Source organism: Comamonas sp. DB36, from assembly GCF_057914905.1.
In genome coordinates this window covers 3,628,889-3,647,065 of record NZ_CP196631.1, presented here as the reverse complement: position 1 = coordinate 3,647,065, position 18,177 = coordinate 3,628,889, and the positions used below count along the sequence as shown (strand labels likewise).

The window sequence follows — 18,177 nt, the reverse complement described above, 5'->3', positions numbered from 1 at the left end:
CCGGTTTGATGGCGGCCCGCGCCGGCTTTGCGGGCGTGGAAAGCGCTTTGGACCATGGACACTCGGATTGATTTCACCTTGCCGCAGGGCGCGGCCGGCGCCGCTGAAGCGCGCCTGCGCATGCGTTTCGGCACGCCGCACAGCGTCTGGATCGCGCGCGCGCCGGGCGAGGTGCGCGCCGTGCTCGACGCGGCCGAGACCGCGGCGCGCGCCGGCGCCTGGTGCCTGGGCTTTGTGCGCTACGAAGCCGCTGCGGCTTTCGATCCGGCGCTGGTCACCCATGCGGCCGACGGCCCGCTGGCCTGGTTCGCGGCCTATTCCGAGGCCATGCCCTGGGACGATGGCGATGCGGCGCTGCCGCAAGCCAGCGACGCGGCGCGCGTGGAATGGCACAGTACGCTCACGCGCGCGGATTTCGACGTGGCGATGGCGCAGATCCACGAGGCCATAGCGGGCGGCGCTTTCTATCAGGTCAACTACACGGCGCCGCTGCGCGGCGAGCTGTTGCAGGGCAGGCCCCAGGCCTTGTTCGACGCGCTGCTGCGCGCCCAGCCCGGCGGCTACGCGGCCTGTCTGGACACCGGCGAGGAGCAGGTGCTGTCGGTATCGCCCGAGCTGTTCTTCGACTGGGACGGCGAGCGCATTCTCGCGCGGCCCATGAAAGGCACGGCGCCGCGCGGCGATACGCCCGAACAGGATGCGGCGCTGGCCCAAGCCTTGCGCAGCGCGCCCAAGGAGCGCGCCGAGAACGTGATGGTGGTCGACCTGCTGCGCAATGACCTGTCGCGCATTGCCCAGCCGTTCAGCGTCAAGGTGCCGCGGCTGTTCCATACCCAGGCCCTGCCCAGCGTCTGGCAGATGACCTCGGACGTGCAGGCCGTGACGCGTTCCGGCACGCGGCTGGCCGATGTGTTCTCCGCGCTGTTTCCCTGCGGCTCGATCACGGGCGCGCCCAAGGTTGCGGCGATGCAGATGATCCATGCGCTCGAACCCCATGCACGCGGCGTCTACTGCGGCGCGCTGGGCGTGCTGCGGCCCACGGGCGCGGGCCGCATGCATGCCACGTTCAATGTGCCTATCCGCACGGTGGTGCTGCGCGGCAGCGAAGCGGTCTGCGGCATAGGCAGCGGCATCACATCGGGCGCGCAGGCCGACGGCGAGTGGCGCGAATGGCTGCACAAGAGCGCCTTCGTCGAGCGCGCGAGCGCGCCGTTCGCGCTGCTCGAGACGCTGGCGCTGGAAGACGGCGTGTGGCGCCATCTGCCCGAGCACCTGCAGCGCCTGCAGGATGCGGCCGCGCATTTCGCCTATCCCTGGTCCGGACGTGTGGCGCAAAGCCTCGCGGCTGTTGCCGCCGCGCATCCGAGCGGGCTATGGCGCGTGCGGCTGCAGCTCGATGCGCAGGGCGAGGCCGTGGCCGAGGCCTTTGCCTGCGCGCCCACACCTGCGCCGGTGCGCCTGCAGCTGGCCGCGGCGCCGCTGCAAGACCGCTGGGCCCATGGCCAGTTCGTGCGCTACAAGACCACGCGGCGTGCGCATTACGAGGCGTTCACGCCGTCCGATCCGCTGGTCTTCGACACGCTGCTGTTCAACGAGCAGCGCGAAATCACCGAATGCACGCGCGGCAATATCGCGGCGCTGATCGATGGCCGCTGGATCACTCCGCCACTGGCCTGCGGCCTGCTGCCCGGCGTGGGCCGCGCCGTGGCCTTGCGCGCCGGGCGCGTGCGCGAAGCCGTGCTGCATCTGGACGATGTGCCGCGCGTCGAGGCCTGGGCCTTTCTCAACAGCCTGCGTGGCTGGCTCGCGGCCGAACTGGAGTCGGCGCCTCAGCCCTGAGGCCGCCACTGCTGCTCGCGCTGCACCAGCGCGTCCATGGCCTGCAGCAGCCGGCCTGGCTCCTGGTTGTGCGGTTCGAGCTGGGCCAGCGCGCAGGCCGTGGCTTCCAGCGTCGACAGCTGGCCGGGCCGGTGCGCGCGGCGTATCGCATAGCGCGATGCGGGCAGCTCGTGCAGCGCCAGGCGCGGCAGCTGCTGCAGCAACGGATTGCGGTAAAGCATCTTGCGGCTCTTGCGCCAGGTGCCGTCAATCACCACCAGACGCAGTCGCGCGGGCGCCTGCAGCCACTCGGCGGGCAGCGCCGGCGCGGGCGCCAGCGGCAGGGCAGGGTCGGGCGCGGACTCGGGGTAGAGCAGAACGCTGCGCGGCGCGGGCGCGCCGGCGTCGCCCTGCCAGTCCTGCTGCAGCCAGTCTTGCAGCTGCTGCGCGTCGAACTGTTCGCCGATTTCCAGCCGGCTGCGCGCCAGGCTCAGGTGCAGCAGCCGCGCCGTGCCCTTGGCTTCATGCACTTCCAGCGGATGCTGCAGTATCAGCACTTCGGCTGCGCAGTTCACGCGCTGGGCCAGCGCGCAGATGCAGTTGCGCTGCGGGCGCGCGCAGCGCGTGCACAGCGCCCGCCCGGAGCCGGAGCTCATCGCGCGCCGGCCGCGGGCCGGACCAGCAGATTGCGGCCCGCGCCCCAGCCGCTCCAGGCCATGGCGGCCGAAAGCAGCGCGATCAACCAGATGCTCGAAGCGAAGCTGCCGGTCCATTGGTGCAGCAGCCCCGTGAGCAGCGGCCCGCAGGCCGCGAGCATGTAGCCCCAGCCCTGGGCCATGGCCGACAGCTGGGCCGTGACCTGGGCATTGCCGCTGCGCATCACGATCAGGCTCAGCGCCAGCGCAAACAAGCCGCCCTGGCCGCAGCCCAGCAGCAGCGCCCAGAGCCAGACCGTGGCCAGCGGCGCGAGGATCAGGCCCATCAGCGCCGCGAACGACAGCGCCGTGAGCCCCACGGCCAGCGCGCGCTGGTCGCGGCAACGCGCGGCGATCGAGGGCACGACCAGTGAAGTCACAAGCTGCGACAGCGTGGAGATGGCCACCACATAGCCGGCGAGATCGCTTTCCAGGCCGCGCTCGCGCAGGATGGGAGCGAGCCAGCCGATGACGATGTAGGCCAGCGACGACTGCAGCCCCATGAAAGCCGTGACCTGCCAGGCCAGCGCGTCGCGCCCCAGGCTGCCGCTGCGCGCCGCGGGATCGGTGGGCTCGGTGTGCATGCGCAGCGCCTGCGGCAGCCACAGCGCCAGCACCAGCAGCGCGGGCAGGGCCCAGACCGCGAGCGCATAGGGCCAGGCGCCGGCAAACATATTGGTGGCCAGCGGCACGGTCGCTGCGGTGGCGATCGTCGCGCCTATGCAGATTGCCAGGATGTACATGCCGGTCATCAGCGCCGCATGCCGCGCGAAGTGGCGCTTGACCAGGCTGGGCAGCAGCACATTGCCCATGGCGATGCCCGCGCCGGCCAGCACGGACGAGGCAAAGAGAAATGGCAGGCTGCCCGCAGCGCGCAGCAGGGTGCCGCTGCCGATCAGCAGCAGCGCCAGCAGCAGCACGCGTTCGGCGCCGAAACGCCGCGACAGCCAGGGCGTGGGCGCGGAAAACAGGCCCAGGCAGAGAATCGGCAGCGTGGTCAGCAGGCTTGCACCGGCGGCGCTCAGGCCGGTGTCGCGCATGATTTCGGGCAGAACGACCGAGAGGCTGCCGAACACTGGGCGCAGATTGCAGGCGATCAGCAGCAGGCTCAGCGCCAGCAGGATTTTGCGCTGGCGATCGCTGGCAGCGGTCGACACGGAGGAGAGGGAATCGGGAGTCGACATAGGCCGCAGACTGTAACTTCAATCCGCGGCCGGTGCAGCGGCCCGCGCGGTAGGGCCGCTGCAGCCTGGGGCAGGTCGCTCAGGCCAGCGTGCGCAGCTTGGGTTCGCGTGCCCACTGGCGGGTCTGCGCGGCCTCGAGGAACTCCGCGATCTGCTCGGGAGTGAACACGCCAGCGTCGGGTTCGACGCCGCCGGCCGCAAGAATGTGGCGCGTGCCCTTGCATGCGGCAATCGCCTTGAGGTGGCCGAAGGCGTCGCGGAACCAGTCGACGGCCGCGGCCTCGTGCGACAGCAGCGAGCCCTGTTCCAGCGGAATCACCGAGGCCACGGCATCGAACAACACGGAAGGCGTGCCCGCGAGCTGGCCGTCGGCAGCCAGCGTGCTGCCGTCGCTGAGCTGGATCTGGACCTTGGGCGCGACCAGCTTGAGCGTGGCTCCGGCCTTTTCCACGGCCTTGCGTATCTTGGCTATCGATTCCGCATCTGAGCCGTCGGCCACCAGCAAGCCTATGCAGCGGCCGACCAGGGTCGGCTTCATGCGGTCGATCAGCCGCAGCGCTGGCGAGACCGGCACATCCTTGGCGGGCTGGGCCGCGGGCGGCGGCGCGGGCAGCTTGGCCATGCCCAGCCCCTTGGCCACGCGCTCGGCCAGACCCTTGTCGATGTGCTGCAACTGGCCGACCACGGCCTCGCGCACTGAGGGCGTCTCGACCTTGGACAGCTCGAACACCAGCGCCGACGCCATGTGCGCCTGCTCTATGGCGCTCTGGCTCTGGAAGAACATGCGCGCCTGGCTGAAATGGTCGGCAAAGCTCTCGGCGCGCACCCGGCCCTTGACGCCGTCATCGGGCGCTTCGGCGAAGTGGCGCATGCCGGTGGCGGCGCTGGCGCGCGGGCTGTCGGCCTGCAGGCTCGACGGCTCGTAGGCCACGCGGCCCTTGGGGCGCTGCATCTGCATGTGGCCGTCGCGCTGGTTGTGGGCAAACGGGCACTGCGGCGCGTTGATGGGAATCTGCGTGAAGTTCGGGCTGCCCAGGCGTGTGAGCTGGGTGTCGAGATAGGAGAACAGCCGGCCCTGCAGCAACGGGTCGTTGGAGAAATCGATGCCCGGCGGCACATTGGCCGGGCAGAAAGCCACCTGCTCGGTCTCGGCAAAGAAGTTGTCGGGCCAGCGGTCCAGCGTCATGCGGCCTATGACCTGCAGCGGCACCAGTTCCTCGGGCACCAGCTTGGTGGCATCGAGATGGTCGAAGTCGAAGGCATCGGCCTCTTCCTCGCTGAACAGCTGCACGGCCAGGTCCCAGGCCGGGAAATTGCCCGCGGTGATCGATTCGAACAGGTCGCGGCGGTGGAAGTCGTTGTCGGCGGCCTGCAGCTTGACGGCCTCGTCCCAGACGGTCGACTGCAGTCCCAGCACGGGGCGCCAGTGGAACTTGACGAAGGTGCTCTTGCCTTGGGCGTTGACCAGGCGGAAGCTGTGCACGCCAAAGCCTTCGATCATGCGCAGGCTGCGCGGAATGGTGCGGTCGCTCATGATCCACATCACCATGTGCATGGATTCGGGCATCAGCGAGATGAAGTCCCAGAACGTGTCGTGCGCGCTCGCGGCCTGTGGGAACGCGCGGTCGGGCTCCATCTTGACGGCATGGACCAGGTCGGGGAACTTCATCGCGTCTTGGATGAAGAACACCGGAATGTTGTTGCCCACCAGGTCCCAGTTGCCTTCGGGCGTATAGAACTTGACCGCAAAGCCGCGCACGTCGCGCGGCGTGTCGACCGAGCCCGCGCCGCCGGCCACGGTGGAGAAGCGACAGAACACCGGAACGCGCAAGCCCTTCTCGGACAGCACCTTGGCGGTGGTGTGCTCGGCAAGCGAATGCGTGAGCTCGAAAACGCCATGCGCGCCGCTGCCGCGCGCGTGCACCACGCGCTCGGGAATGCGCTCATGGTCGAAATGGGTGATCTTCTCGCGCAGGATGAAGTCTTCGAGCAGCGTGGGCCCGCGCGGCGTGCTGCGCAGCGAGTTCTGGTTGTCGGGGACGGCAATGCCCTGCTGGGTGGTCAGCACGGGATGGCTGCCCCCGGCCTGCTGCTGGAGTTCATCCCCCTGGCCGCGAGGGGCCGTGTCGCTGGTTTTGGCGGGCGTGGGCTTGGCAGGCTGTCGTGGCATCGTGGGCTCCTTATGGGGGGTAGCCTCACACTATGTGCCGTGGATGGGCCGGGCGTTGTAGTCCTCGGCCCTGCCTGCTTGTCCTGCGCTTACAGCTTGCTCTTGTGGTAGCTGCCGCGGTCCATGTCGCCGATCTCCACGCTGACCTGCACCAACATGCCTTCGGGATGGGGCGTGAGGCGGCGCAGCACTTCGGCGATGCGGTCCGACAGCTCCTTCTTGACTTCGGGCGTGCGCCCCGCCATGAGACGCAGTTCGGCATGGATGAAGCCGCGCGAGCCGGCAACGGTGCCTATCACGTAGTCCTGGGTCTTGGCGATCCGGCCCTTGACGTCGAACTCGTCGTTGATGGTCGGGTGGTCGCAGACGGTGGTCACGAGTTCGGTGAGCAGCTGCTTTTCGGGCAGGCCGGCCAGGTTGGCGCTGTATTCGACGTAAAGATGGGGCATGGAAGTCTCCTCGGTAAAAAACGGGCGGCGCGCTCAGCGGGTGGCCGGCGGCACCAGGATGGTCGGGGCGCTGGGCGCGGCCAGCGCGGGGTAGTCGCGGCTGTAATGCAGGCCGCGGCTTTCGTGGCGCATCTGCGCCGAGCGCACGATGAGTTCGGCCACCTGCACCAGGTTGCGCAGCTCGAGCAGGTCGCGCGAGACATGAAAGCGCGCGTAGAACTCGTCGATTTCGGCGCTCAGCAAGGCAATGCGCCGCGCCGCGCGCTCCAGGCGCTTGTTGCTGCGCACTATGCCCACATAGTTCCACATGAAGCGGCGCAGCTCGTCCCAGTTGTGGGCGATCACCACGGCTTCGTCGGCGTCGGTGACCTGGCTGTCGTCCCAGCCGGGCAGGGCGCAGGCCTGGGCGGGCGCGGCGGCGCGGATCGCGTCGGCGGCGCTGCGCGCGAACACCATGCATTCGAGCAGCGAGTTGCTGGCCAGCCGGTTGGCGCCGTGCAGGCCCGTGCAGGCGGCTTCGCCTATCGCCATCAGGCCGGCGACATCGGTGCGCCCGGCAAGGTCGGTGAGCACGCCGCCGCAGGTGTAGTGCGCCGCGGGCACGACGGGAATCGGCTCGCGCGTGATGTCTATGCCCAGCTCCAGGCATTTGGCCAGGATGTTGGGGAAGTGGGCCTGCAGGAATTCGGGGCTCTGGTGCGAGATGTCGAGGTAGACGCAGTCCAGACCGTGCTTCTTCATCTCGAAGTCGATGGCGCGCGCAACGATGTCGCGCGGCGCGAGTTCGGCGCGCTCGTCGTGCGCATCCATGAAGCGCTGGCCGCCCAGCGCCGCCGGCAATTTCAACTGTCCGCCTTCGCCGCGCACGGCTTCGCTGATCAGGAACGACTTGGCATGCGGGTGGTAGAGGCAGGTGGGGTGGAACTGTATGAATTCCAGATTGGCGACGCGGCAGCCCGCGCGCCAGGCGGCCGCAATGCCGTCGCCGGTCGCGGTGTCGGGGTTGGTCGTGTAGAGGTAGACCTTGCCCGCGCCGCCCGTCGCCAGGATGGTGTGCGGCGCGCGGAAGGTGTCGACTTCGTCGGTCTTGCCGTTGAGCGCGTACAGGCCCAGGCAGCGCGGCGCGCCGTCCAGGCCCAGGCGCTTGGAGGTGATCACGTCGACCAGCGTGTGGTCCTCGAGCACGGTGATGCCCGGCGTGCGCCGCACGGTTTCTATCAGCTGGCGCTGCACGGCCGCGCCGGTGGCATCGGTGGCGTGCACGATGCGCCGCGCGCTGTGCCCGCCTTCGCGCGTGAGGTGCAACTCGCCGTTTTCCTCGGAGAACGGCACGCCCAGCGACTGCAGCCAGGCAATGGCCGCGGGCGCGTTCTCGACCACCTGGCGTGTCGCGGGCAGGTCGCTCAGGCCAGCGCCCGCGATCAGCGTGTCGTTGATGTGGGCGTCGAAGCTGTCGTCTTCGGCCAGCACCGCGGCAATGCCGCCCTGGGCCTGGTTGCTGGCGCCGTCGTCAAGGCTGCGTTTGGTCAGCACCGCGACGCGGTGCGTGGGCGCGAGCTCCAGCGCGGCGGTGAGGCCGGCCAGGCCGCTGCCCACAATGAGTACGTCGAAATCGTGCAATGCCATGGTGAAACGTCCGGGGAAGGATGACGGGTCAGCTCAGGCCGCACGGCCTAGAGCGGTGTGTAGGCCAGCCGCACATAGATCGGTGCGAAGGCTTCGGCCTGGGTGATCTCGATCAGCGTTTCCTTGGCCAGCTCGAGTAGGGCAATGAAGGTCACGACCAGCACCGTCGAGCCGCGCGCGGGCTGGAACAGGTCTTCGAACGGCACAAAACGCTTGCCCTGCAGCGACTTGAGGATCTGGCTCATGTACTCGCGCACGCTGAGTTCCTCGCGCGTGATGCGATGGTGCTGGATCAGCGTGGCGCGCTTGAGGATGTCCTGCCAGGCCTGCTGCAGCTCGCCCGGCATGAGGTCGGGAAAGCGCGGCTGCAGGCTTTGCTCGATATGCACCTGGGCCTTGAGGAAGTCGCGGCCATGCTGGGGCAACTGGCCCAGCCGGGCGGCCGACAGCTTGATCTGCTCGTATTCGAGCAGCCGGCGCACCAGCTCGGCGCGCGGATCCTCGGCTTCGAGCGCGTCGGCCGACTTCTTGGGCGGCAGCAGCATGCGCGACTTGATCTCGATCAGCATCGCGGCCATCAGCAGGTACTCTGCGGCCAGCTCGAGGTTGCGGCTGCGGATCTCTTCGACATAGCGCAGATACTGGCGCGTGACGCTCAGCATCGGGATGTCGAGAATGTTGAAGTTCTGCTTGCGGATCAGATAGAGCAGCAAGTCGAGCGGGCCTTCAAACGCTTCGAGAAAGACTTCGAGCGCGTCGGGCGGAATGTACAGGTCGTTGGGCAGGGCAAACAGCGGCTCGCCATACAGGCGCGCCAAAGCCACCCGGTCGACGATGTCCACCAGGCCGTCGGGGGCGAGCGCCGCCGCAGCTGCCTCGCCCGGCAGGGCGATCACGGCTGCGCCGTCGGTCGGGCCGCTCATGTCTCAGCAGGCAGCTGCCTGGCCGTCGTCAGGCTCAGGCCTTGGTCTGGTAGACGTAGGGCTTTTGTTCCACGCGGCCGGCACGGTATTCCTGCCAGATTTCGCTGTCGACGTCCTTGTCCCACAGCAGGGCGCGGCCGGCCAGCTGGCGTGCTTCGAGATCGGGCTTTTGCGCGCGCAACTGCTCGATGAACTGGGTGGTGTCGGATTTGTAATCAGGGCGGGCGAAAAAAGACATGGACTGTTAACCTCGTAGGAATACATGATTTTACGGGACATGGCGCTATGCGACCAATCTATCGCTGGATATGGAGTCTGGGCGCGGCTTTCGGGCTGCTGGCACTGACGGCTTGCGACCCGCAGCGCATTGCCGAACTCGAGGAGGATGTGTCCACCGAAGTCGACGTGCGCGACCGCTTTGGCGAGCCCGAGAACGTCTGGCAGGAAGCCGACGGTTCGCGCACCTTCGAGTACAACCGCCAGCCCGCGGGCCACCAGAACTACATGATCACCATAGGCCCCAACGGCAAGATGACGGCGCTGCGCCAGGTGGTGGCGCCGCACATGTTCGACCAGGTGCGCGCGGGAATGAGCGAGCAGGAGGTGCGCCGCATGCTGGGCAAGCCGGCCAAGCGCACGCAATATGAGCGCAAGCAGGAAACCGACTGGGACTGGCGCTATGTCGATCCGCCGACCACGGAAATGCTGTTCACCGTGACGTTCGGGCCCGATGGCCGGGTGCTGCGCACCGGGCGCAGCATGGTGCAGCGCGATGGGCCGTGAATGAATTTATAGGGCAGGCCGTTCATCCTTCGACGCGGCCGGCGAGGCAGGCTCAGTACGAACGGTGGGCGCCCGCTGTTTCTTTTCAACGCCTTGCGCGGCTTAGCCTCGCTTACCTCGCTCAGGACGAACGGGAGGGTGGAGTTCATGCGCCATCAAGGCGCAGGTGCTGGCGCCGGCGCAATGTTGTACTTGACGTTCACACCGCTGTTGTCCGGAGGCGCCGGGGCGTCGTCGCCCATCATCGCGTCGGCCGCCTTGCCGATTCCCTTGCCCGCGATGCGGGCCGTGCCTATGGCGGCATCGGCCGCCAGGCCGACCACGCCGGCCGTGACGCTCACGGCCGCCGAAGTCACGGCAACGACGGCGCAGCCGCCGAGCAGGCTTATTGCGCCGGCTGCCAGCAGCCAGCGCCATGGTGGCGACAAAGCCATGCGCGGCAATCTCAGTGGATGCGCATGCCGGGCGTGGCACCGGCGACCGGCTCCAGCACATAGATGCCGGGCTGGGACTTTTCGTCGGCGTGGCTGGCGGCCAGCACCATGCCTTCGGAAATGCCGAACTTCATCTTGCGTGGCGCCAGGTTGGCGACCAGCACCGTCAGCTTGCCAATCAGGTCAGCAGGCTGGTAGTGGCTGGCGATGCCGCTGAACACATTGCGCGTGCGGCCTTCGCCGGCGTCCAGCGTCAGGCGCAGCAGCTTGGTCGAGCCTTCGACGGCTTCGCAGTGGACGATCTTGGCGATGCGCAGGTCGACCTTGGCGAAGTCGTCAATGCCAATCGTCTCGGCAATCTCCTCGCCACCGGGCAGCACTTTTTCAACCACGGGAGCGGGCGGCGCCTCGAACAGCGCGTCCAGCTGCTTGACATCGACGCGCTGCAGCAGGTGCTCGTACCTGCCGATCTTGTGGCCTGCACCCAGCAGCTGCTGGGCATCGGCAAAGGTCAGCGGCGCGACGTTGAGGAAGGCTTCGACCTGCTGCACGACCGATGGCAGCACGGGCTTGAGGTAGACGGCCAGCAGGCGGAAGGCTTCGATGCAGGTGGTGCAGACTTCCTGCAGGCGCGCGTCCATGCCTTCCTGTTTGGCAAGCTCCCAGGGCTTGTTGGCATCGACGTAGGCGTTGACGCGGTCGCACAGCTGCATGGTTTCACGCACGGCGCGCGCGGTGTCGCGCTTTTCGAAGGCTTCGGCAATGGCCGGCGCCTGGGCGCGCAGCTGCTCGAGCAGGGCCTGGCCTTCGGCGCCCAGGGCCGCGAGCTGGCCTTCAAAGCGCTTGGACAGGAAGCCGGCGGCGCGCGAGGCGATGTTGACGAACTTGCCTATCAGGTCGCTGTTGACGCGCGCCATGAAGTCTTCGGGGTTGAAGTCTATGTCTTCATTGCGGCCGTTGAGCTTGGCGGCGAGGTAGTAGCGCAGCCATTCGGGATTCATCGCCAGGCTCAGGTACTTGAGCGGGTCCAGGCCCGTGCCGCGGCTCTTGCTCATCTTCTCGCCGTTGTTCACGGTGAGGAAGCCGTGCACGAAGATCTGGCTGGGCGTCTTGCGGCCGCTGAACTTGAGCATCGCGGGCCAGAACAGCGTGTGGAAGGTGACGATGTCCTTGCCGATGAAGTGGTACTGCTCGAGCTTTTCATCGGCCATGTAGGCCGCGTAGTCTTCACCGCGGCGGTCGAGCAGGTTCTTCAGCGAGGCCAGGTAGCCCACGGGAGCGTCGAGCCAGACGTAGAAGTACTTGCCCGGGGCGTCGGGAATCTCGATGCCGAAATAGGGCGCGTCGCGCGAGATGTCCCAGTCGCCCAGGCCTTCGCTGGTCGTGCCGTCGGGATTGGTGCGCACGCTGAACCATTCCTTGACCTTGTTGGCCACCTCGGGCTGCACATGCTTGCCGTTCTGCGTCCATTCCTGCAGGAACTCCACGCAGCGCGGGTCCGACAGGCGGAAGAAGAAATGCTCCGAACTCTTGAGCACGGGCTGGGCACCGCTGAGCGCCGAGTAGGGCTTGATCAGGTCGGTGGGCGCGTACACGGCGCTGCAGACTTCGCAGTTGTCGCCGTACTGGTCCTTGGCGTGGCACTTGGGGCATTCGCCCTTGATGAAGCGGTCGGGCAGGAACATGTTCTTCTCGGGATCGAAGAACTGCTCGATGACCTTGGTGTCGATGAACCCGGCCTTCTTCAGGTCCAGGTAGATCTCCTTGGCGAGGACATGGTTCTCCTCGCCGTCGGTGTTGTGCCAGTTGTCGAACTGGATGTGAAAGCCGTCGAGGTACTGCTTGCGCCCGGCCGCGATGTTGGCGACGAACTGCTGGGGCGTGATGCCGGCCTTCTCGGCGGCGATCATGATGGGCGCGCCATGGGCGTCGTCGGCACCGACGAAATTCACGTCGTTGCCCTGCATTCGCTGGAAGCGCACCCAGATGTCGGCCTGGATGTACTCCATGATGTGGCCGATATGGAAGTTGCCGTTGGCGTAGGGCAGGGCTGTGGTAGCGAAGATCTTGCGTGCAGACATCGGAAAGCGCTTTCTCTAGGGGAACCCGTGATTTTAGAGGCTTGCGCGGCCTGTGGCTGAAGTGGGGTTGCGCGGCCTATGCGCAGGCCGCTTCGCACGCGCTGGCCGCAGGCGCCGCGGCGGCCTTGTCCCATTGGAAGAAGCGCACGACTTCCGCGCGCTGGGCGAACGTGTCCTTGCGCCCCAGCGCCATCAGCGCGCGGATGTAGCCGGGCTCGAACAGCAGATAGCTGGCCAGGCCCGCGCCGCGCGCGTCGTTGGCATCGGTGGTCACGCCCAGGGCGCCCAGCAACGCGCGCATGCTGCGCGGCAGGCCGGCGACATGGCGCGCGGCAATCGCGTCCAGCCGCTGGGACGGCGCGATCACCAGCAGATCGATGGGGCGCAGGCCGCTGTTGACGCGCGCTTCGGGCGGGATCAGCGCCAGCGTCGCATTGATGCGCTGGGCGCGCTCCACGTCGAGCGCCAGCGCATCGAGAAAGATGTTCGACAGCGTATGACCCGCAATCTGCGCAATCGTCGGATAGCTTGCCACCACGCCCGTGGGCGCGCTTTCGCGCGCGCCCTGCATGCGGCCTGCGCCAATCACCAGCACCCGGTCAGAGCCCAGGTGGATGGCCGGCGCGAGCGGCGCGGTCTGGCGCATCGAGCCGTCGCCGAAGTACTCGACATGCGTGCCTATGTCGAGCGCGGTCGCGGGGAAGATGAAAGGAATCGCCGAAGACGCCAGCAGATGGGCGTGGCTGATATGGCCGCCTATCGCGCGCCGCTGCGAGCGCACCCAGGGTTGCAGCGCGGCATTGGTCTCGTAGAAGCTCACATGCTCGCCCGAGGTATAGCTCGAGGCCGTCACGGACAGCGCGCGCAGATGGCCCTGGGCAATCAGCCCGGGCAGGCGTGCGAGCGGAACGAGGTCGGTCTGCAGCAGCTCGCCCAGCGGCGTGTTGTCCAGCAGCGAGCGCGGGCGCATGGTGCGCCAGCGCGTGAGCGCCCAGCCCAGCGACAGCAGGCTCAGCCAGCGCGCGCCGCTGCGCAGCATGCTCAGCGCATCGGCGCGATAGACATGTTCGGTGTGCAGATGGCTCCAGATCTGCGCCATCTGCCGCACGGTCAGGTCGAAATGGTCGGCGCCGCAGGCCAGGGCCGCGGCGTTGATCGCCCCGGCCGATGTGCCGGTGATGATGGGAAAGGGATTGGGCCCATGGCCATGACCGCAGCCGCGCCGGATATGCGCAATGGCTTCGAGCACGCCGACCTGATAGGCCGCGCGTGCTCCGCCGCCCGTGAGCAGCAGGCCCGTGGTAGGGGAGGACGAAGGCACAGCAATCCGTGCGCTGCTGTCAGGCAAGGAGGTCTGGATCATAGGCGTCCTCAGTGTGCTCCGCGGCCATTGGGCTGTATTTGGGTCAAACCCTAGATTTTTGCGTCGCCGGGCGCGACTTCAGGCGCGCGCCTTGGACAGCAGCGCCGCGAGGTCGGCGCCGCCCAGCACCACCAGTTGCTGGTCGCGGGCGTAGATGGCGGCGTTCTCGCCCAGCGGCTGCAGCGCGACATAGACGGCCTTGGCCGCGGCCGCGCGGTTGCGCGCGGTCTCGAGCTCGCGCAGCGGCTCTACGCCGTGGTGGCCGGCTTTCCAGCGCCTGGCGCTGACCAGCGTGGTCTGGCCCGCGCGCTCGAGACGGAAATCGATCACGCCCTGGTTGAGCGCCTGCACTTCATAGCCTTCGCTGCGCCAGGCGCTCTCAAGCTGCTGGGCAAAACCGCGCCAGGGCTGGTTCGCGGCGTCGGTCAGCAGCCGGTCGACCTGGGCCGGGCTGGGAGCGCGCAGCTGGCGCCAGGCGGCGATGACGCCCACGACCCACAGCGGCGTCGCCGCGAGCGCGCCGAACGGCGCGATGTTCGCGGGCAGGGCCAGCATGCAGATCAGCGTCACGCCCGCGGCCAGCGCAAAGCTGAGCCACCAGCGCGAACGCAGCAGGATCGCAAACAGGGAATTGGGGGCCATCTTGAATTTCACGGGATCCTCGGGTCGGTACGGTGCGTGGGAAAAATGCCAAGCCTGCATTGTCCTGCTTCTCGCGCGGGCAGCGGGCCTTCGATAGACTTGGCTTTCCCCAAAGGAGTGAATCGAGAATGGCAGTCACAGAACAAGAGCTTTTGGCCGCACTCAGCAGCGTGCAGGACCCGCATACCGGCAAGGATTTCGTCAGCACGCGCGCGCTGCGCAATCTGCAGATCAGTGCCGGCGACGTGGCATTCGACGTGGAGATCGGTTACCCCGCCAAAAGCCTGGTGCCTGAACTGCGCCGCCAGTTCGTCAACGCCGCCAAGACCGTGGCCGGCGTCGAGAACGTCTCGGTGGGCATCACCAGCAAGGTCGTGGCGCACTCCGTGCAGCGCGGCGTCGAGCTGCTGCCCCAGGTGAAGAACATCATCGCCATTTCGTCGGGCAAGGGTGGAGTGGGCAAGAGCACCACCGCCGCCAACCTGGCGCTGGCGCTGGCCGCCGAAGGCGCGCGCGTGGGTCTGCTGGATGCCGACATCTACGGCCCCAGCCAGCCGATGATGATGGGCCTCACGGGCAAGCCCGAGAGCGTGGACGGCAAGACCATGGAGCCGCTGGAGAACTACGGCGTGCAGGTCATGTCCATCGGTTTCCTCGTGAACCAGGACGAAGCCATGATCTGGCGCGGCCCCATGGCCACGCAGGCGCTCGAGCAGATGCTGCGCCAGACCAACTGGAAGGACCTCGACTACCTGCTGGTCGACATGCCGCCGGGAACGGGCGACATCCAGCTGACGCTGGCCCAGCGCGTGCCCATGACGGGCGCCATCGTGGTCACCACGCCCCAGGACATCGCGCTGATCGACGCCAAGAAGGGCATCAAGATGTTCGAGAAGGTGGGCGTTCCCATCCTGGGCATCGTCGAGAACATGGCGGCCCATGTCTGCACCAACTGCGGTCATGTGGAGCATATCTTCGGCGCCGACGGCGGCAAGAAGATGGCCGCCGACTACGGCATGGACTACCTGGGGGCGCTGCCGCTGTCGCTGCAGATCCGCGAGCAGGCCGACAGCGGCAAGCCGACCGTGGTCGCCGAGCCCGACAGCGAGGCCGCGCAGATCTACAAGCGCGTGGCGCGCGACATGGCGGTGAAGATCGCGCTCAAGGCCAAGGATTTCAGCTCCAAGTTCCCGACCATCACGGTCAGCAAGAACACCTGATTTTCCACCTACCGGCCGCTCATGCCTTGACGCGGCCGGCGAGACAGGCCCAGGGCCCGCGGTTTGCCCGTTCGTGGTGAGCTTGTCGAACCATGAACGCAGGGCCTGGGTTCCTGCGCGATGCTGCTTCGGCGCACGCAGAGGGCGCCCGCAAACACACCTGGACGCCCATGGCCAGGCAGCCGCGCAATCCCATGCGGTCTTTCACCTATTGCCGCGCGCCGCAATCCGCTATTGTTGCGTCCATGAACGGATCTTCTGCTTGGGCTTTGGGGTGGCGCACGTTGTGGCGCGATGTGCGCGCGGGCGAGCTGCGCCTGCTGATCGTCGCCGTGACGCTGGCCGTGGCGGCGCTGACCGCCGTGGGCTTCTTTGCCGACCGGCTGCAGGGCGGGCTGGAGCGCGATGCGCGCCAGCTGCTGGGCGGCGATGTGGTGGTGGTCAGCGACAACCCGCCGCCGGCGCAGTTTGCCGAACGCGCGCAGCAGCTGGGCCTGCAGAGCCTGGTCACGGCCAGCTTTCCGACCATGGGCCGCGCGTCCGATGCCCAGGGCGGCGCCAGCCGCCTGGTGGCGCTCAAGAGCGTTCCCGCGGGCTATCCGCTGCGCGGATCGCTGCGCATCGCCAACGCTCCCGGCGAGGCGGGCCAGACCACGCGCGATATTCCCGCGCCCGGCGAAGTCTGGGTCGATGCGCCGCTGCTCGAATCATTGAATCTGCGCATGGGCGACGCGCTGCTGCTGGGCGATGCCTCGCTGCGCATCGCGCGCATCGTGGTGCTCGAACCCGACCGCGGCTCGGGCTTCATGAGCTTTGCGCCGCGCGTGATGCTCAATGCGGCCGATCTGGTCGCCACGGGCCTGGTGCAGCCGGCAAGCCGATTGACGTACCGCCTGGCCGTGGCCGGCGACGCCGCCGCGGTGCGGCAATTCCAGACCTGGGCCGACGCGGCCGTGGTGGCGCGCGAAGCGCATGGCATGCGTGTCGAGTCACTCGACAGCGGCCGCCCCGAAATGCGCCAGACGCTGGCGCGCGCCGAGAAATTCCTCAGCCTCGTGGCGTTGCTGGCCGCGCTGCTGTCGGCCGTGGCCGTGGCGCTGGCCGCGCGCGGCTTTGCCAACGACCACCTCGATGCCTCGGCCATGCTGCGCGTTCTGGGCCAGAGCCAGCGCCGCATCGCGGGCGCCTACACCTTTGAGTTCGCGCTCGTGGGCCTGTTCTCCAGCGCGCTGGGCGTGGCCATAGGCTACGGCGTGCACCATGTGTTCGTGCAGCTGCTGGCGGGCCTGGTCGACGCCGCGCTGCCCGCGCCCAGCCTGTGGCCCGTGGTGTTCGGCCTGGGAATGGGCATGACGCTGCTGTTCACCTTCGGCCTGCCGCCCGTGCTGCAGCTGGCCCAGGTGCCGCCGCTGCGCGTCATGCGCCGCGATCTGGGCGCGATCAAGCCGGCCTCGTGGCTGGTGCTGGGCCTGGGCGTGACCGGCTTCGCGGCGCTGCTGCTGGCCGTGAGCCGCGATGTGAAGCTGGGGCTGATCGCGGTCGGCGGCTTCGGCGGCGCGGTGCTGCTGTTTGCCGGCCTGGCCTGGCTGGCCGTGAAGATGCTGCGGCGCCTGGTCAACGAATCGACCGCGCCGCGCTGGCTGGTGCTGGCGACGCGGCAGATATCGGCGCGTCCGGTCTACGCCGTGCTGCAGGTCAGCAGCCTGGCCGTGGGGCTGCTGGCGCTGGTGCTGCTGGTGCTGCTGCGCACCGACCTGATAGGCAGCTGGCGCGCGGCCTCGCCGCCCGACGCCCCCAACCGCTTCGTCATCAACATCATGCCGGACCAGGCCCGGGACTTCCAGAAAGTGCTCAAGGACCAGGGCGTGGCGCGCTATGACTGGTATCCGATGATCCGCGGCCGGCTGGTGCAGGTCAACGGCCGCGAGGTCCACCCCGACGACTACACCGAGGACCGCGCCAAGCGCCTCGTGGACCGCGAGTTCAATCTCTCGACGGCCGCGCAGGCGCCCGAGCACAACCCCGTGGTCGCGGGCCGCTGGACGCCGGAGGAGAAAGGCGCGATCAGCCTGGAAGAAGGCCTGGCCGAGACGCTGGGCCTCAAGCTCGGCGACCGGCTGACCTTCGATATCGGCGGCGTGCAGAACGAGGCCCGCATCACCAGCCTGCGCAAGGTCGACTGGGGCTCGATGCGCGCCAACTTCTTTGCCATGTATCCGGTCGAGCAGTTGCCCGACGTTGCCGTGACCTATCTTGCCGCCTACCGCGCGCCGCAGACGCCGGGCTTCGACAACGCGCTGGTGCGCCAGTTTCCCAACATCACCAACGTCGACATGGCGAGCACGCTGGCCCAGGTGCAGCAGGTGCTGGACCAGGTGATTCGCGCGGTCGAGTTCCTGTTCATCTTCACGCTGGCCGCGGGCCTGGTGGTGCTGTTCGCGGCCGTCACGGCAACGCGCGAGGAGCGGGCACGCGAGTACGCGATCATGCGCGCCGTCGGCGCGCGCGCCAGCCTGCTGCGCCAGGTGCAGCGCGCCGAGCTGGCCGGCGTGGGCCTGCTCGCGGGCTTTCTCGCCAGCTGCGTCGCCATGGCCGTGGGCTGGGCGCTGGCGCGCTATGTGTTTGACTTCGCCTGGCGCGCCTCGCCCTGGGTGCCGCTGGGCGGAGCGCTGGCCGGCGCCGTGCTCGCCTGGCTGGCCGGCTGGTGGGGGCTGCGCGAAGTGCTGCGCCGCCCGGTGATGACCACGCTGCGCCAGGCCGCGGAGTAGCTGCAGGCCCGCGCCTGGCGC

The 18,177-nt window shown here is 68.1% G+C and carries 15 protein-coding genes; 4 read left to right on the top strand and 11 right to left on the bottom strand.

Annotated features, from left to right (window positions below; genetic code table 11):
* Positions 1-54 precede the first annotated feature (54 nt).
* The gene (gene pabB, locus ACSVDO_RS17060; RefSeq protein WP_489593585.1) at positions 55-1,839 is read left to right on the top strand and encodes an aminodeoxychorismate synthase component I; all 1,785 of its coding nucleotides are present in this window, start codon (positions 55-57) and stop codon (positions 1,837-1,839) included.
* Here the strand turns inward: pabB and ACSVDO_RS17055 are convergent.
* From ACSVDO_RS17055 to ACSVDO_RS17025, 7 genes are all read right to left on the bottom strand, one after another.
* On the bottom strand, positions 1,830-2,474 hold the full coding sequence (locus tag ACSVDO_RS17055; RefSeq protein WP_489593583.1) for a tRNA-uridine aminocarboxypropyltransferase: 645 nt from the start codon (positions 2,472-2,474) through the stop codon (positions 1,830-1,832). The two genes, pabB and ACSVDO_RS17055, sit on opposite strands and share 10 nt — an antisense overlap.
* A complete protein-coding gene (locus tag ACSVDO_RS17050; RefSeq protein WP_489593581.1) occupies positions 2,471-3,670 on the bottom strand; it encodes a CynX/NimT family MFS transporter in 1,200 nt (399 codons plus the stop codon). The genes ACSVDO_RS17055 and ACSVDO_RS17050 overlap by 4 nt, the downstream gene beginning before the upstream one ends.
* A gap of 106 nt (positions 3,671-3,776) precedes the next feature.
* A complete protein-coding gene (locus tag ACSVDO_RS17045; protein WP_489593579.1) occupies positions 3,777-5,867 on the bottom strand; it encodes a catalase in 2,091 nt (696 codons plus the stop codon).
* 89 nt (positions 5,868-5,956) lie between these two features.
* Positions 5,957-6,316 (bottom strand): 5-carboxymethyl-2-hydroxymuconate Delta-isomerase, encoded by a 360-nt coding sequence (locus ACSVDO_RS17040; RefSeq protein WP_489593578.1) that lies wholly within the window; start codon positions 6,314-6,316, stop codon positions 5,957-5,959.
* A gap of 33 nt (positions 6,317-6,349) precedes the next feature.
* Positions 6,350-7,942: an L-aspartate oxidase gene (gene nadB, locus ACSVDO_RS17035; protein ID WP_332681211.1), complete on the bottom strand. Its 1,593-nt coding sequence runs from the start codon at positions 7,940-7,942 to the stop codon at positions 6,350-6,352.
* Positions 7,943-7,989: 47 nt separating this feature from the next.
* Positions 7,990-8,865, bottom strand: a complete 876-nt coding sequence (locus tag ACSVDO_RS17030) for a segregation and condensation protein A (RefSeq protein ID WP_332536243.1) — start codon at positions 8,863-8,865, stop codon at positions 7,990-7,992.
* A 34-nt stretch (positions 8,866-8,899) separates the two neighbouring features.
* The gene (locus ACSVDO_RS17025; protein WP_332536245.1) at positions 8,900-9,103 is read right to left on the bottom strand and encodes a DUF3460 family protein; all 204 of its coding nucleotides are present in this window, start codon (positions 9,101-9,103) and stop codon (positions 8,900-8,902) included.
* A 47-nt stretch (positions 9,104-9,150) separates the two neighbouring features.
* Here ACSVDO_RS17025 and ACSVDO_RS17020 point away from each other — a divergent pair, with 47 nt between their 5' ends.
* Entirely contained in the window at positions 9,151-9,648 is a 498-nt protein-coding gene (locus tag ACSVDO_RS17020; protein ID WP_489593575.1) for an outer membrane protein assembly factor BamE, read from the top strand.
* 155 nt (positions 9,649-9,803) lie between these two features.
* On the opposite strand, the gene ACSVDO_RS17015 is transcribed toward ACSVDO_RS17020, so the two are convergent.
* The 4 genes from ACSVDO_RS17015 to ACSVDO_RS17000 form a co-directional block, all read right to left on the bottom strand.
* Positions 9,804-10,082: a hypothetical protein gene (locus ACSVDO_RS17015; RefSeq protein ID WP_489593574.1), complete on the bottom strand. Its 279-nt coding sequence runs from the start codon at positions 10,080-10,082 to the stop codon at positions 9,804-9,806.
* An 11-nt stretch (positions 10,083-10,093) separates the two neighbouring features.
* A complete protein-coding gene (gene metG, locus ACSVDO_RS17010; RefSeq protein WP_489593572.1) occupies positions 10,094-12,163 on the bottom strand; it encodes a methionine--tRNA ligase in 2,070 nt (689 codons plus the stop codon).
* Positions 12,164-12,239: 76 nt separating this feature from the next.
* On the bottom strand, positions 12,240-13,526 hold the full coding sequence (locus ACSVDO_RS17005) for a patatin-like phospholipase family protein (protein WP_489593570.1): 1,287 nt from the start codon (positions 13,524-13,526) through the stop codon (positions 12,240-12,242).
* Between the two features lie 78 nt (positions 13,527-13,604).
* Positions 13,605-14,168: a restriction endonuclease gene (locus ACSVDO_RS17000; protein WP_332536254.1), complete on the bottom strand. Its 564-nt coding sequence runs from the start codon at positions 14,166-14,168 to the stop codon at positions 13,605-13,607.
* 128 nt (positions 14,169-14,296) lie between these two features.
* Here ACSVDO_RS17000 and apbC point away from each other — a divergent pair, with 128 nt between their 5' ends.
* Together apbC and ACSVDO_RS16990 are read left to right on the top strand one after the other, a co-directional pair.
* On the top strand, positions 14,297-15,388 hold the full coding sequence (apbC, locus tag ACSVDO_RS16995) for an iron-sulfur cluster carrier protein ApbC (RefSeq protein WP_332536256.1): 1,092 nt from the start codon (positions 14,297-14,299) through the stop codon (positions 15,386-15,388).
* 245 nt (positions 15,389-15,633) lie between these two features.
* Positions 15,634-18,156, top strand: a complete 2,523-nt coding sequence (locus tag ACSVDO_RS16990) for an ABC transporter permease (protein WP_332536258.1) — start codon at positions 15,634-15,636, stop codon at positions 18,154-18,156.
* The last annotated feature ends 21 nt before the right edge of the window (positions 18,157-18,177 follow it).